The sequence below is a fragment of the Actinomyces stomatis genome, from assembly GCF_031292835.1.
In the GTDB taxonomy this organism is placed as follows: Bacteria; Actinomycetota; Actinomycetes; order Actinomycetales; family Actinomycetaceae; genus Actinomyces; species Actinomyces stomatis.
The window spans coordinates 46,522-62,108 of sequence record NZ_JASPEP010000005.1 but is presented as its reverse complement, the minus strand read 5'-3'; the positions used below and the strand labels follow the sequence as shown (position 1 = coordinate 62,108).

General features: G+C 62.8%; 13 protein-coding genes. 8 read left to right on the top strand and 5 right to left on the bottom strand.

Annotated elements, in window-relative coordinates:
* Positions 1-402: 402 nt before the first annotated feature.
* The 8 genes from rpmH (at position 403) to RIV12_RS04770 (ending at position 6,428) form a co-directional block, all read left to right on the top strand.
* Entirely contained in the window at positions 403-540 is a 138-nt protein-coding gene (gene rpmH, locus RIV12_RS04805) for a 50S ribosomal protein L34 (protein ID WP_003788507.1), read from the top strand.
* Between the two features lies 1 nt (position 541).
* Entirely contained in the window at positions 542-910 is a 369-nt protein-coding gene (rnpA, locus tag RIV12_RS04800) for a ribonuclease P protein component (RefSeq protein WP_075417937.1), read from the top strand.
* A 22-nt stretch (positions 911-932) separates the two neighbouring features.
* On the top strand, positions 933-1,217 hold the full coding sequence (yidD, locus tag RIV12_RS04795) for a membrane protein insertion efficiency factor YidD (RefSeq protein ID WP_075417936.1): 285 nt from the start codon (positions 933-935) through the stop codon (positions 1,215-1,217).
* A gap of 95 nt (positions 1,218-1,312) precedes the next feature.
* Positions 1,313-2,506: a membrane protein insertase YidC gene (gene yidC / locus RIV12_RS04790; protein WP_309322543.1), complete on the top strand. Its 1,194-nt coding sequence runs from the start codon at positions 1,313-1,315 to the stop codon at positions 2,504-2,506.
* 52 nt (positions 2,507-2,558) lie between these two features.
* The gene (locus RIV12_RS04785) at positions 2,559-3,185 is read left to right on the top strand and encodes a Jag family protein (RefSeq protein WP_309322541.1); all 627 of its coding nucleotides are present in this window, start codon (positions 2,559-2,561) and stop codon (positions 3,183-3,185) included.
* A 2-nt stretch (positions 3,186-3,187) separates the two neighbouring features.
* Positions 3,188-3,832 (top strand): 16S rRNA (guanine(527)-N(7))-methyltransferase RsmG, encoded by a 645-nt coding sequence (gene rsmG / locus RIV12_RS04780; protein ID WP_309322539.1) that lies wholly within the window; start codon positions 3,188-3,190, stop codon positions 3,830-3,832.
* A 107-nt stretch (positions 3,833-3,939) separates the two neighbouring features.
* Positions 3,940-4,842, top strand: coding sequence for a ParA family protein (locus tag RIV12_RS04775; RefSeq protein WP_003788519.1), 903 nt, complete (start codon positions 3,940-3,942; stop codon positions 4,840-4,842).
* A complete protein-coding gene (locus tag RIV12_RS04770; protein WP_309322537.1) occupies positions 4,842-6,428 on the top strand; it encodes a ParB/RepB/Spo0J family partition protein in 1,587 nt (528 codons plus the stop codon). The genes RIV12_RS04775 and RIV12_RS04770 overlap by 1 nt, the downstream gene beginning before the upstream one ends.
* 3,597 nt (positions 6,429-10,025) lie before the next feature.
* On the opposite strand, the gene RIV12_RS04765 is transcribed toward RIV12_RS04770, so the two are convergent.
* The 5 genes from RIV12_RS04765 to trxB form a co-directional block, all read right to left on the bottom strand.
* A complete protein-coding gene (locus tag RIV12_RS04765) occupies positions 10,026-10,973 on the bottom strand; it encodes a D-alanine--D-alanine ligase family protein (protein WP_309322535.1) in 948 nt (315 codons plus the stop codon).
* 8 nt (positions 10,974-10,981) lie between these two features.
* On the bottom strand, positions 10,982-12,295 hold the full coding sequence (locus tag RIV12_RS04760; RefSeq protein ID WP_309322533.1) for an aminotransferase-like domain-containing protein: 1,314 nt from the start codon (positions 12,293-12,295) through the stop codon (positions 10,982-10,984).
* Positions 12,296-12,521: 226 nt separating this feature from the next.
* Positions 12,522-13,961: a threonine synthase gene (thrC, locus tag RIV12_RS04755; protein ID WP_309322531.1), complete on the bottom strand. Its 1,440-nt coding sequence runs from the start codon at positions 13,959-13,961 to the stop codon at positions 12,522-12,524.
* 222 nt (positions 13,962-14,183) lie between these two features.
* The gene (gene trxA, locus RIV12_RS04750) at positions 14,184-14,510 is read right to left on the bottom strand and encodes a thioredoxin (protein ID WP_309322529.1); all 327 of its coding nucleotides are present in this window, start codon (positions 14,508-14,510) and stop codon (positions 14,184-14,186) included.
* An 83-nt stretch (positions 14,511-14,593) separates the two neighbouring features.
* Positions 14,594-15,520 carry a thioredoxin-disulfide reductase gene (gene trxB, locus RIV12_RS04745; RefSeq protein ID WP_309322527.1) on the bottom strand — a complete coding sequence of 309 codons (927 nt, stop codon included), beginning with the start codon at positions 15,518-15,520 and terminating at the stop codon, positions 14,594-14,596.
* Positions 15,521-15,587: the final 67 nt, after the last annotated feature.

Here is a 15,587-nt window from a genome sequence, read left to right as displayed (position 1 = left end):
GCGTTCAGAATAAACTCTGAAAACAGTATGTGTGAGTAGCTCCGATCAAGCGGTGCGAGCCCGGGGAATGACAGATGTGTAGCCGTTGACAGGGCTTCTGAGAAGATACACACAGATCAGTGAGTTATCCACATATCCGCAAGGTTGTGGACGGACTGCTTCCCACAGCCGTGGACACGGACCGGCTCGGTTGTGGATGACGTGTGAAGAGAATGTGGATGACGTCATCGGTCACAGTGGTCACAGTCGGCCACATTCGTTTGACCGGCAAGAGGGCCAAACGTAGGCTGTTGCAGACGTTCGCGCGGAGTCAGGTCCCGAACCATGGGGCAGCCGCACGAGCGACAGTGCCGTGAACCTCGCGATGCACTGTTCCGATCACCTCAAGCAGGAGTTAAGCCCGTGAGCAAGCGGACCTACCAGCCGAACAACCGTCGTCGTGCCAAGGTGCACGGCTTCCGCAAGCGCATGTCCACCCGCGCAGGCCGCGCCGTCCTCGCTTCGCGGCGCCGCAAGGGCCGCGTTCGCCTCGCCGCCTGAGGTGCTCGGCGCGGCGCACCGATTAGCGCGGGGTGAGGACTTCACTACCGCGATTCGTCGGGGTACGCGTTGCGGGAACCGCAGGCTGGTCGTGCACTACCACGCCGGCGGGAGAGGGGATGACTCCCCGGCTCTCGTCGGCGTCGTCGTGCCCAAGAAGCAGGTCCCGCTGGCGACCCGCCGCAACCGCGTCAAGCGCCGGGTGAGAGCCCTCATGGCACAACGGGTCGGGTCCCTCGAACCAGGAGCCCGCGTCGTCGTGCGCGGACTGGCAGGTGCCGACGGCGCCGACAGCAGCACCTTGGGACGGGACCTGGATCGGCTTCTGAGCCGGTGCCGGGAGCATCAGACCGAAGGGCGCCGGCGGTGAGCCGGCCGGGCGAGGGTGAGCGATGAACGGATGGTTGGCGCGAGTCCTCTTGGCTCCAGTGCGTTTCTACCAGCGCTTCATCTCTCCGGCTCTGCCGGCCTCCTGCCGTTACTACCCCACGTGCTCGGCCTACGCCGTCACGGCGCTGGAGGTGCACGGTCCGATCAAGGGCACGCTGCTGGCCCTCTGGCGTCTGCTGCGATGCAACCCGTTGACCCCCGGTGGAGTCGATCATGTCCCGGACAAGGGGCAGTGGCGATATCACCACCCCCGTGACGTTCCGAGGTTCACGGTCGAGGATCCCTGATCGATCCCGTTGAACCGATGGTTACGACGTCGGCTCAGTCCTTGAGCTCACACTGATACCGCTCTCGCACGAGAACCCTCATACAAGGAGTACGGATGGACACGTTGCTATGGCCCCTCAAGGTGGCGGTGGCCTGGGTCATGGTCACGATCCACAAGGCCCTGGTCCTTGTCGGGTTCCCCGACGGACCGGGTGTCGCCTGGGTGCTGTCCATCATCGGTCTGACGATCGTGGTGCGGCTGCTCATCATGCCGCTGTTCGTTAAGCAGATCCGCGCCTCGCGCGGAATGCAGCTCCTCCAGCCGGAGCTGCAGGAGCTGCAGGCCAAGTACAAGGGCAAGAAGGATCCCGAGTCGCGCCAGCGCATGAACGAAGAGATGATGGCGCTCTATCGCAAGCACGGGACCAACCCCATGGCCTCCTGCCTGCCGATCCTGGTGCAGATGCCCATCTTCTTCGCCCTCTTCCGCGTGCTGGCCTCACTGGGCGCTGTCGCCAGCGGCAAGTACGGCCGCCCCTCGATCGGCCCGCTCACGCAGCAGCTGGCCGAGCAGGTCCAGAACTCCAGCGTCTTCGGCGCCAGCCTGTCCTCCTCCTTCCTGAGCAGCTCCGACACGCAGGTCAAGGTCGTCACGGTCGCCATGATCATCATCATGTCGGTGACGCAGTGGTACACCATGGCGCAGCTGTCGATGAAGAACATGTCGACGGAGTCCCTCAACTCCGACAACCCCATGATCCGTTCCCAGCGGATGATGCTGTACGTGATGCCGGTGATCTTCGCCGTCTCCGGCGTCAACTTCCAGATCGGTGTGCTCGTTTACTGGGTCATCTCCAACCTGTGGACCATGGGGCAGCAGTACTTCACCATCCGCAACATGCCCGCCCCCGGCAGCGAGGCTGAGAAGAAGTACCGCGCCCGCATCAATGCCAAGCGGGCGCGCAAGGGCCTGCCCTCCCTGGAGGAGGAGGAACGGGCCGAGGCGGTCGCCAAGGCCGAGGCCGAGGGCCGTACCGGAGGCCAGCGGGTGCAGCCGGTGCGCAAGAACCGGCAGAAGAAGTCCGGCGGTCACGGCGAGTCTCGCAGTGAGACCTTTGCCGACGGCGCCGATGACTCCGATGTCGAGCAGCTCGAGGACGGATACGAGGAGAAGGACTCGACGTCGTCCAAGAGTGGTGGCCTCAGCGATGAGGAGATCGCTCGACGTCGTTATGAGCGCCGAGCTCGCCAGCGGCGCGAGGCGGCGGCCCGACGCAAGGCCCAGGCCAAGAAGAAGCACAACCGCTGACGCGTGCTCAGCGGCGAGAAACCCGGTTCCCATCACAGATACGGATGACATTATGAGTGAGCAGCACAGTAACGACTCCTCCCAGCAGTCAGCGGAGGAGACCGTGAGCAGCCCCGTAAGCAACACCGTCTCGCGCCTCGAGGAGGAGGGCGAGATCGGTGCCGACTACCTGGAGGAGCTCCTTGACATCGCCGACCTGGGCGGTGACATCGATATCGACATCGATCACGGGCGAGCCTCCATTGCCGTGGTCGCCTCCGAGGAGGGTGATGAGCGCGAGCTCGCCGACCTCGTTGGACGCGACGGAGAGGTGCTGGAATCCGTTCAGGAGCTGACCCGCCTCGCGGTTCAGGCACGCACCGGCAACCGTTCCCGTCTCATGCTCGACATCAACGGCTACCGCGCTGATCGTCGTATCGAGCTCACCAAGGTCGCCCAGGAGGCGGTCACCAAGGTACTCACCTCGGGAGAGGCCGTCAGCCTGGAGCCGATGAACCCCTTCGAGCGCAAGGTGTGCCACGATGTCGTTGCCTCCGCCGGGCTGGTCTCCGAGTCCGAGGGAGCTGAGCCTCACCGATACGTGGTGGTCCTGCCCGCCGATGAGACGGACGAGGAGGGCGTCGACGAGGCCGACGTCACCGAGGATGCGGCTGACGACTCCGCTTCGGAGCAGTCCTGAGCATGAGTGAGGAGCAGCGGGCCCAGGTGGAGGAGCCGACGGCGGAGATGCGGGAGATCTTCGGGGTCTCCTTCTCCGCGGCGGAGCACTTCGCGCAGATGCTCGCTGAGGAGGGTGAGCTGCGCGGTCTTGTCGGGCCGCGTGAGCTTCCCCGCCTGTGGAGCCGGCACATCGTCAACTCGGCAGCCGTCGTCCCCTTCCTGCCGGCCCGGGGAAGCGTGGTCGATGTGGGTTCCGGCGCCGGCTTTCCCGGCATCGTCGTCGCGCTGCTGCGACCCGACCTCGATGTGACGCTCATTGAGACGATGGAGCGACGCACTCAGTGGCTCTCCGACGTCGTCGAGGAGCTGGACCTGGACAATGTGACCATTCGGCGGGCCCGGGCCGAGGAGGTCAAGGACCGCTATGACGTGGTGACGGCTCGCGCGGTGGCGAACCTGTCCAAGCTGGTGCGGCTGACGGCGCCGTTGCTCCGCCCGGGGGGTGCCCTGTTGGCCCTCAAGGGCATGAGGGCACAGGACGAGGTCGACGACGCCAAGTATGTCATTAAAAAGGCAAAGTTATCAGTGGCTGTCGTTCATGAGGTTGTCACCGCCGGTGACGAAAAGACAGTTGTCGTTGAGATCCGCCGCCCGAAGAACCGTTGAGATACGGCGCGCGTTCGGTGTAACGCGTAAGGATCGACCTGCTCGCGTAGACTCGTAACTGCCCGACTGGCTCGGGCTGTTGGGTCACCGTCCGAGGAGAAGCAGGTTTGTCCGGATCGTCTATCTTCGATCAGCTCCAGGCCGAGCACCTCGCGTTAGACGAGGTAGCGGGTGGAGAGTTCCCACATCCCGAGCGGACTCGTGTCATCGCAGTCGCCAACCAGAAAGGTGGCGTCGGAAAGACATCGACCGCAGTGAATCTTGCAGCTGCTTTAGCTGAAGGCGGGTTGCACGTCCTGCTTATCGACGCGGACTCACAAGGAAATGCCTCAACAGCACTGGGGGTGGAGCACGACGAGGACAGTGCCTCCATTTACGACGTCCTTGTCGATGCGATGCCCATCAAGGACGTTGTCGCTAAGACGCGATTCTGCGAGTCCCTGTGGTGCGTACCCGCGACTATTGACGTGGCCGCTGTTGAGATAGAGCTCATCTCCACCGCTGAGCGGGAGTCGCGTCTTCGGCGTGCGCTTGTGGACTACCTGGTTTCACGTGAAACCGACGGTCTGGAACCCCTCGATTACGTCATCATCGATTGTCCACCGAGCCTCGGCATTATGACGATTAATGCCTTCGTCGCTGCGGATGAGGTTCTCATCCCCATGCAGGCCGAGTACTACGCTCTCGAGGGACTTGCCCTGTTGACGCGCTCCATTGACAGGATCGCACGCATTCACAATCCGGGACTGGGAGTCTCCATGATTGTGCTCACCATGTTTGACGGACGGACCACCCTGGCACGTGAGGTGGAGTCCGAAGTTCGTTCCTATTTCCCTGATGCGACGCTGGACACCAAGGTGCCACGTTCCATCCGTGTTGCCGAGGCCCCCTCCTTCGGTGCTCCCGTGGTGTTCTGGGATCCCCGGTCCACCGGCGCAATTGCGTACAAGAAAATGGCTCGTGAGGTCGCTCTGCGGGGCGCTCCCCGAATTGAAGGCGAGGAAGCCTGATGGCTCAGAAACGGCGCGGACTCGGACGGGGTCTGCAGGCGCTGATTCCAGAGGCGCAGAAGGAGAAAACGCCTGCTGCGTCTCGTCCTTCCGATGTGTTCTTCCCTGAATCGCGGAAGGACGAGTCGCGTCATGACGATGCGGCTGCTCATACCGAGCATGTCGCCCCGGAGCCTGAGCCGGCTTCGGAAGCACGGAGCACTCACGATCTGACTGCTGCTCTTCTGGCTCCTTCTCAGCGGAAGCGTGGATCCAAGGGTCGCTCGGCCCGTTCGACGACCGCATCCAAGACGACCGCACAGAGCAAACAGACGACGTCGGTTTCACGTGAAACCACGCCGAATTCGAAGGCTGCGACTCAGACGGAGGAGAAGAAGGCCTCGAAGGCATCGTCGTCGGCCAGCTCCGCGAAGCGGACTCGTTCAGCTGCCAAGGCTGCTCCCAAGCCTGTTGCTAAGAAGGCTACGGAGACTGTGTCCGCTCCGGTGGAGGAGCCGCCGCACGAGACTGTGGTCGTCGAGGATGAAGTGACGGAGGTGTCAGTCCCAGAACCGACTACAACGCCAGCCACTCCTGATGTTTCACGTGAAACGGAGGAGGAGCAGCCTGCGGTGACCGATAGCGAGCTCTCCGGCTCTGAGAATGAGCAGTCCACAGAGACTCCGTCGTCGGATGCCTCTGATGGTGGGGATACCGAAGTTGCCGCGGAGACCGATGGCGAGCATGACGCAGCGGATGCTGATGGTCTTGTCCCCGTGCCGGGAGCCCGTTTCGCTGAGATTCCGGTGGAACTGATCCACCCGAATCCCCGCCAGCCTCGTCAGGTCTTCGATGAAGAGGACATCTCCGAACTGGCGGCCTCGATTGCAGAAGTGGGTCTCCTGCAGCCGATCGTGGTGCGGCAGGTGCCGACTGCTCCGGGTGAGGAGCTGCGGTATGAACTCATTATGGGAGAGCGTCGTCTTCGTGCTTCCAAGGAAGCAGGCCTGGAGACGATTCCAGCAGTCGTTCGGGACACGGACGATGTCGACCTCTTGCGTGATGCACTGCTGGAGAACCTGCACCGTGTCCAGCTCAACCCCTTGGAAGAGGCCGCGGCTTACCAGCAGCTTTTGGAGGACTTCCAGTGCACTCACGCGGAGCTGTCTGAGCGAATCGCCCGGTCACGTTCGCAGATCTCCAATACCTTGCGCCTCATGAAGCTGCCCCCGTTGGTGCAGCGCCGGCTCGCAGCGAATGTCATTTCAGCGGGACATGCCCGCGCACTTCTGGGTCTCCCCAATGCGGCCGAGATGGAGCGACTCGCTCAACGCGTGGTGGCCGAGGGGCTTTCGGTGCGTGCGACGGAGGAACTCGTCGCCCTCCACGAGGAACCCGAGCCGGGACCGGATCAGCCAAAGGTACTGCGTGCTCGGAGTACCCCTCTCCCGGCCCTCTCGACTCGACTGTCCGATGCCTTCGACACCCGCGTGAAGGTGACACGGGGAGCGAAGAAGGGACGTATCACCATTGAATTCGCCGGAGATGAGGACCTCGCTCGTCTGGTCGATGCACTAGCGCCTGGGACATCTCTCGACGAGGAATAGCCTGAGCTCATAGTGTGAGCACAGTGGGGCCGAGACATTGAATGTCTCGGCCCCACCGTTGTCTCTGGTCGCTGGGGCGAATAGGGGACGCTGTGGGTGGGGGGGCCTCGTGTTTCACGTGAAACCAGCATGCGCCTGTGTGTTCTTCGACGATATCAGGAGGATCAACAGGCGCAGCGAACGCTACAGAACTTGGTTGTCGGTGGTTTCGAGGTCTCACGTGAAACACGTGAGTGTGCATCTCAGCGCGCATCTATTGGTCGTCGTCATAGGGGACGGATAGGGCGGTTTAGCGTACAGCGCCGGAATCGGATCATCATCAGTATCCGCGAGGTTTCACGTGAAACAGGTTCACGTATCACTGTTGTTGCTGCGATGCCGACGGGCACAGCAAAGCGTGGCGCTGGAGTCGGAACTGTAGTGCTCCCAAGGTTTCACGTGAAACAAGGGAATCAGAGCCTATAGGGCCTTGGGGTGTACCGAGAGATAGTTGACGCTCGGTGATATGGATATGGGATCACATGCTGACTGAACGGCTCACGCTGGACGGCCGGAGCGTTGCGACGTCAGCAGGTCTGGTGTGGTAGCGGACGAAGCCTCACCAGGATGATCTGTAGGGAGCCCTGCAGGCTACGCCTCAAGACACCCGATGGGACATCCATGCTCCTGTTCAGATGCTCCCGCATAGTGGTGGCGGGTACCCGACAGAACGCAGCGTAGGGAGTGGGAAATCCGATGACGCTCTCAAGCGTTCCGGTCTTGTCTACAGGTATGTCCTTGCGGGTCCAGCTGTTCCGGGAAAGGAACGCAGTTCCCTTTGGTTTCACGTGAAACCGAGGCGCGCCCTGCCCCATTCTCTCGGGGTAGGGGGCGGGTGTTCTCGGTGAGCCCCACTGCCTGGGCGTTGCAGACAGCTCGTGTGGAGAACACCGACTTCTCATCGCGCACCTGACCTACGTCGATATGCGGGCATTGATACGCGGTGCAGGAACCGTATTGGAGAGGTCAAGGCGATGCAGTCTCACGTGATGCCAACGGTTTCACGTGAAACCCAAGGCGGATGGTGCTCATCAGTACAGGGTAGGGGTGGGTTGTCCTGGCACCTGTCATGATCAGCATCCTGGCTGACCCCTCTCTTTGATGTGCTGACTTGTTACCTCCGTCCATCACCGAGGTTGAGACTTGTGTGCGGGTGCGCTTTCTAGAACCTGTGGGTCGGATGCAGTGAGGTCATGCAGCGTACTGTGACACTGGCAGTTTCACGTGAAACAAGGAGAGAAGAAGCGGTGGCACTCTTCCTTCAGACTCCTCAGATGGAACTGAATCGAGTTCAGATGAGGCCCACACCGTCGGGTGTGATGATCCGGTGATCCAGCCCCCTTCCCCAGGAAGAGAGACCAGCCACTGCCCTCACGTAGAAACAGGACTCAGGCCAGAATCGAGCTCTGTGTGTGCAAGGCCTGCGGTCGAATGATGCTGTGGGCATCGGGTAGGTGTGCCCGTGAGATGGATCAGTACGAAGAGAGCCGGGCTCTGGTTCCCTCGAATCGCGCGCTGGACATCAAGGAAGGACAGGCGATTCACGTGCTTCTGCGCGTACGGAGGTACGACCGGTGCTCTATTGCGGTACGCGGGGAACCTCTGTGGGGTTTCACGTGAAACCAACGGTGGGTATGGCTACCGCTCTTCTTTCGAACTCACACCGGCGGGCGGGTTCGAACTCGCGACCCCTTCCCAGAAGAAGAGAACGGTCCCCTTGTCGCGTACGAAGACGGCTCAGATCTGATGCTGATCCACCAGCGAGCGAGGACTGCTACCAGACGACGATGTCTTCATGGAATCGAAGGCCTACCGTGGAGATGCGTCTGCACGATGAAGAGTCTGGCTTTAGCCCCTCCTCGGTTCACATGCCGCGTATCAAGAAGGGACAGCTAGCTCATCCATCGCTTCGATGTGCTCCGGCAGAATGTCCTTTGCGTGTGGGCTATAGCGCTTAGTGCTTCTGAGCAGGTTTCACGTGAAACCATGAAGAACAACAGAGTGCGAAGGGCTTCGACACGTGCCGTTGCGTGTCAACGGCTTAGGACCTGTTTTGGAGGAGTGGGGCGGAGTAGGTGTCGCTCATGGCATCTTGGGCAGGAGCTCGTCTGTGGAGGCGAGACGCATTGCAGGGATAACGGAGACGCCGGCTCCAGTCGAGGAGTCCATCATCTATAGTGCACGAATTCAGGACCTCTCTCTGTGTTTTTCACGTGGGTGCACTCCCCGATGGTGGGCCCAGGGTAGTCCTGTTTCGAACGCTGCCGTCATATGGCTTCCGGAGAAAGGGGCAGGAGTCAGTCGACCAAGACCGGGGCCGGGCCTGGCGAAAGCTTCGAATACGCGGGCGGAACAGCAGCCGCCAGATTGCAATGAACGTCAGTACGGTCGCGCTGTCCGGGATGATAGTGCCCCGAACGTAGCCGCTGTTCTTGAACGCCTCGGCTCCTGGGAGAGGTTGTTCCTCTCAGGGTTCGGAGGAGCCCAGCACGAGCCGTTTCGCATGTGGTGACGAGATCTCCGTTCCTGGTTTGCACTGTGAGGTCATCTCCCCGCAATCAGGCGACCATATCCCCACGTTCAGAGGCGCGCATTCGGTGATGCCTCGGGCCCCGCCTGGTTTCACGTGAAACAAGGAAGGCCATGTCGACTGTTCATACTGGGTGCCGACACATGCCCGGGCCTCTCTTTACTGGAGAGACTGCCGTCGCCTCTGCCGAAACCGATGGGGCGTTCCTTCCATGCAGGACCGCACCAATCTCTTCAGTCTTCTTCGCCTTCTAGCGTTCTGGACATCCACTATCTGAATGGGAACACAATGCACTCCGAATGCGTGTCTGAGCTTCCTGAGCATCAATGAGTGCGCTAACAGGGCGGGACATGACGCAGCCTTCGGAGGACGGGCACAGGCGTTGTGAAGGCACGTGAGGCCCTGTCGGACGATACGGTTGACTCCTGGTTTCACGTGAAACCAAGCCAGCCGGTCTGTATTCATCAGCGCATGACGACGATTGAGACGCTCATCCATCGTCGATAGGGCCTCCGCTTCCCGATGTAGCGCGGGTGTTGAGCGCGCACCGAAAAGAGGACGGGTGGGCGAGGATGCGAACGGTATGAACTCGAAGCAGGTCGTTCTACGGGCGAAGGAAGCGAACCTCCTGCAAAGGGCATGGGCGTGCGGAAGTCGCGGAATCAGGTTTCACGTGAAACCAGGGAACCCCGCCTGCACTCATGCTCGTCCTCTTATCGTCTCGATAATATCGCCATGCCGATGAGGCAATGTAGGAAGCTCCTGCGAGAGTCAACCCCTACCCCGCTCGGGGTTGATGTGCTCCAATGAGGGGGAAGGTCTCGCTTCAGGGAGCGATGACCGACAGCTACCTGCTCTGGTTTCACGTGAAACCAGAGACCGTGTTGCTACCGTTGATGAAGTATCCCGGGCCAAGCAACGAGTGCTGTCAATATCGACAGAATGTCGCCGTGGGGCGGTGGCAGAATATGGCGGTGGCTCCACTCGATATGAGTGGAGCCACCGTTTCACGTGAAACTGAGCCGGAGTTACGGATGAACCAGCGGGTTCCTCACCAACGCGTCATACAGCTCGTCTAACGATCCCTCTGCTTCGGCCGCAATGGGCAGCAAGGACGTCTCTGTCATTCCTGGAATGACGTTGACGTCAATGAACCACGGCGTCCCGTCATCGTCGAGAATGAGGTCGGTTCGTGAAAGGTTACCCAGTCCAAGGGTGGTGTGCACCGTGACAGCAGTGGCTTTCACCGTCTCGATGACCTCGTCATCCAGCCGAGCAGGGACGAAGTACTCCGAGCGGCCAGGGTTGTACCGTGCGTCAAAGTCATACTGTCCATCGGTGACTACTTCGACGGGGGGAAGCGCACGTGGCCCCTCTCCTGTATCGACAACGGAGACCGCAAGTTCCGTCCCGGCGACATAACGCTCGATGAGCGCGCGCTCATCGTAAGCGAAGCAGGCCACCATCGCGGTGCGCAGCTCATCTGCCGTCGATGCGTAAGAGACACCGAGGCCAGAACCCCCCTGATGGGGCTTCACCACCACCGGAAGTCCCAGATGACCTGCGACGACGGAGAGAACCTCCTGCGCTCCCAGTTGACTGAAATAGGATTGTGGAAGCGTCAACGAATCAGGAGTGATCACTCCTCCGGTGCGGACGCTCGCTTTTGCCGTCGGTTTGAAGGAGGCCCGTTGGCAGCCGTCTGAGTGTGTGCCGACATACGGCAGCCCCAGGGAGATGAGCACATTCTGCAGGCCCCCGTCCTCGCCGGGGCCGCCATGGACCAAGGGCCAGACGACGTCGGGTCCGAAGGTCTTGAGTGATCCAATGGTGCGTGCGTCGATATCCAGGACGAGGACGGTATGCCCGAGGTGCTTGAGCACCTGGGCGACACGATGCCCTGAGCGCAGGGAGATGTCGCGCTCGTGGCTCAATCCGCCGGCGAGGACAGCGATACGGAGTGGAGACTGGTTCATCGTCAACCTCAGATCTGGTCGGGTGCGGGCGCGTGGACGCCTTCGGACGGATGGGGACTGTGGGTGGGGCCGAACAGATTCAGCAGCTCGAGATCACGGGTCACGACGCCGGATAGCCTCCGCACTCCTTCGCGGATATCAGCCGGTTCGGGATAGCAGAAGGACAGTCGCAGATGGTCCTGCCCCGCCCTACCACCGGCGTAGAAGGCGGTCCCGGAGACGTAGGCAACCAGGCTGGTGACCGCGCGTGGCAGCATGTCCTTGGCGTCGAGTCCCTCCGGAAGCCGTACCCACACGTAGAAGCCGCCATCGGGGACATTCCAGTGGCACATGGGCAGGAACTCTTCCAGCGCCGACACCATGGCGTCGCGTCGCTCCTGGTACATGGCACGGAAGTCCACAATCTGCTGCTTCCAGTCGAACTGGTCCAGGTACATGGAGATCGAGAACTGGCCCATCGACGACGGACACAGGATGGCTGCCTCTGAGGCCAGCTTCATCTTCTCCCGCACGGCCGGTGGAGCCACGGCCCAGCCCACGCGGTATCCCGGAGCGAAGATCTTGGAGAAGGACCCCAGGTAGACGACGTCGTCGGGCGCGAGGGTCTTGAGCGCCGTGTAGGTCTGCCCCTCGAAGCCCAGAAGACCGTAGGGATTGTCCTCCACGATGAGGATGTGGTGGCGCCGGCAGATCTCGATGATCTGCGGACGACGCCCCTCAGTGAGCGTCACTCCGGCGGGGTTGTGGAAGTTGGGCAGGCAGTAGAAGAACTTGATGCGACGCCCCTCCCGCTCGAGGCGGATGATCATGTCCTCCAGGGCCTCAGGGATGACACCTCCGGCATCAATGGGGACCTGCTGCACGTCGGCCTGGTAGGTCGCGAAGATCGACAGTGAACCGACGTACGTGGGTGCTTCGGTCAGGACGACGTCGCCGGGGTCGATGAAGAGCTCGGCGATGATGTCGACGGCCTGCTGAGAGCCGGTGGTGACGATGACGTCCTCCGGGTCGGCTCTGATGCCCTCCAGAGCCATGACCTCAGTGATCTGCTCACGCAGCTGTGGCATGCCCTGACCGTTCCCGTACTGCAGCGCCCGGCCTCCATCCTCGCGGATCATCCGCGAGGTCGCCTCGGCCAGATGCTCCAGCGGGAGGTCCTTGAGGTTGGGCATTCCGCCGGCCAGCGACACGACCTCGGGACGTGAGGCGACGGCGAACAGCGACCGCGTCTCCGAGGCACGCAGACCGTGGGCTCGTGCTGCATAGCTGTCCAGCCACGGATCGAGTCGGTTGCCCTTCACCTGGTTACTGCTCTCACTCACCTGAGGTCCTTCCCTGGTCGCCACTGCTGCGTCCGTGGACCCAAGTCTGCCACGGACGCAGCAGTGGTCAGGAGCCGGCGCGGCCAGGAGTATTCCGCGATGTTTCACGTGAAACACGGGAATCGCTACGCGTGGGTCAGGACGACGAAGCAGCCCGGACAAGGACGCGCCGCACATCGTGGGCACGATGTGCGGCGCGGTGAGGAGCCTTGCGTGTCGGCGCCGGTCAGCGCCTCAGGGCGCGCTCCTCAATGAGGGCTCGCAAGGGAGCCTCCTCGTTGTCGATCGTCTCCACCTTCTGGGGCTGAGCGAGCAGATCGGCGACGACGTCGGGAGTCTCCAGCTCGCTCCCGAGTGCCTCGGCCACGGTCTGCGGGAACTTCGCGGCCTTGGCGGTCTCCATGACGAGGGTGGGGAAACCGGGCTCCATGACACGCAGAGCGACTGTGACGCCGTCGGCCGTGTGCGGGTCGATGAGGCGCCCGGAGCGCTCCTTGACGCTGCGGATGGTCTCCAGCCGGTCGGCGTGTGAGGACGTGCCCGCCACGAAGCCGAACTCCTCGCGTAGCCGCGGGAGCTGATCGCGCAGGTCGAGCGTTCCGGTGGTCTCCAGCTCCGCCCAGCGCTGCTCGAAGGCCTCCGGCCCCAGCAGTGCCCAGATGAAGCGCTCCAGGTTGGAGGCCTTCGAGATGTCCATTGACGGGCTGGAGGTGGCCAAGGTGTCCTCCGCTGAACGTGGCCGGTAGACGCCAGTGGTGAAGAACTCCTCGAGCACGTTGTTCTCATTGGTGGCCAGGATGAGACGGCGGATCGGCACCCCCATGGACCGGGCCAGGAAGCCGGCGTAGATGTTGCCAAAGTTGCCCGAGGGCACGCACACGTCGACGCGGTGGTCGGCGCGACGCCCCTCCTCCACCGCGTCGGTGATCCTCAGCCAGGACCACACGTAGTAGACGGCCTGTGCGGCGATCCGACCGATATTGATGGAGTTGACGGCGCCCAGGTGATGGGCTGCCTTGAAGCTCGCGTCATTGCTCAGCGCCTTGACCAGCGCCTGGCAGTCGTCGAAGACACCGCGCACCGCGATGTTGTGAATATTGGCGTCCTGGAGGGTGTACATCTGGGCGCGCTGCACCGGGCTCATGCGACCGGCCGGCGAGAGCATGAAGACACTGACGCCGTCCTGTCCCCTGAAAGCGTGCTCGGCCGCCGAGCCGGTGTCGCCGGAGGTTGCTCCCAGGATGTTGAGGACCTGGCCGTGCTTGGCCAGAACATAGGGAATCGCCTGCCCCAGGAACTGCATGGCCAGATCCTTGAAGGCCATGGTCGGTCCCTCGGACAGGCCCACAAGGGCGAGACCGTCGGCGACGTCGTCGAGCCCGGTGACGGGAACGACCGGCTGCGGGAACCGCTCCTGGCCATAGGCTGCCCGGTTCAGCGCGGCGAGGTCGTCCCGGGGAATGTCCGTGGCGAACAGGCCGATGACCTCCGTGGCCAGGTCGGCGTACCCCAAGGACCTCCAGGCCTCGATCTGCCCGGGAGTCAGAACGGGCAGCCGGTTGGGTACCGCCAGGCCACCATCGGGTGCCAGGCCCGCCAGAAGAACGTCCGTGAACCCGGCTGCCGCCATCTGGCCACGGGTGGAGATGTACTGGGTGTGCTGCATGTGCCGCCTTCTTGCCGTGTCGCATGCCCTGGTGCCGCGTGCGATTCCGGTGCGATTCTACGGGGCGGTGGCGGTGGGTGACAGACGCGGTGACGACCGCCTGGCGGTGAGACCAGACATCAGACAACCAGTGGGACAGAACATCGGCCCCGCCGAGACACCTGGAGGGGTGCTCGGCGGGGCCGATGCGTGAAAGTGAGAGAAAAGGACGGGGCCTCGGGCTCAGGCCAGGACCTTCTCCACCTCGGCCTTGAAGGAGGCCTTCGGGCGTGAGCCGCTGAACTGGTGGAAGACCTCGCCGTCGCGCACCACCGCGAAGGTCGGGATGGAACGCACGCCGTAGGAACGGGCCGTGGCCGGGTTGGCGTCCACATCGACCTTGACGAACTTGACCTTGTCACCGAAGTCGGCGGCGACCTCGTCCACAATCGGCGCCATCTGGCGGCAGGGACCGCACCACTCGGCCCAGAAGTCAATGACGACGGGCACCTCGGACTTAAGGACCTCCTCCTCGAAGGTGGCGTCGGTGACGGCGAGAGCCTGGGACATGATTGTTCTCCTCGAACGTTGTGAATGGGTGAGTCGGGATGGGGCGGAGCCTGCCCGCCTGTGCCGGGTGGAGGGCGCTACCCTCAGGCCTGCAGAGTAGTCAGGTAGTGCTCGGCATCCAGGGCGGCGCGGCAGCCGGATCCGGCCGCCGTGATCGCCTGCTGGTAAGTGGGGTCGGCGACGTCACCGCAGGCGAAGACCCCGGGAATGCGGGTTCGCTGCGAGGGCACCTCGACCTTGATGTAGCCGGCCTCGTCGAGCTCGAGGACGTCGGCGACGAGCTCGCTGCGCGGCACCTGACCGATGGCGACGAACAGGCCCGTGGCCTCGAGCCGGCGGCGCTCCCCGGTGACGGTGTCCTCCAGGGTGACACCGGTCAGCGAGTCCTCACCGTGAAGCTCGACGACTCGCGAGTTCCAGGCGAAGGAGATCTTCGGGTCCTCCTGAGCGCGCTTGGCCATGACGGCCGAGGCGCGCAGCTCATCGCGGCGGTGGACCACCGTCACGGAGCGGGCGAAGCGGGTCAGGAAGGTGGCCTCCTCCATGGCCGAGTCCCCACCGCCGACGACGACGATGTCCTGGTCCTTGAAGAAGAACCCGTCGCAGGTGGCGCAGTAGGACACACCGTGGCCGGAGAGGCGCTCCTCCCCGTCGATCCCCAGGTGCCGGTACTCCGAGCCGGTGGAGATGATGACCGTGCGGGCCTCGTAGACACCATCGGAGGTGGTGATGCGCTTGACGTCGCCCTCCAGCTCGAGAGCGGTGACGTCCTCATAGCGGATGTCGGTGCCGAAGCGCTCGGCCTGCTCCTGCATCTGGTTCATGAGTTCGGGGCCCAGGATCCCCTCGATGAAACCGGGGTAGTTCTCCACCTCGGTCGTGTTCATCAGGGCGCCGCCTGCAGTCACCGAACCGGCCAGGACGACCGGATTGAGCTGGGCACGGGCCGCGTAGATGGCGGCTGTGTAGCCGGCGGGACCGGAGCCGACAATGACGACGTCGTGAATCATGACTCTCCTGACGAGCGGATGGGGGCCGCAGTGTGCGGTCACTTGGGGTAACTGGTAATCAATACGG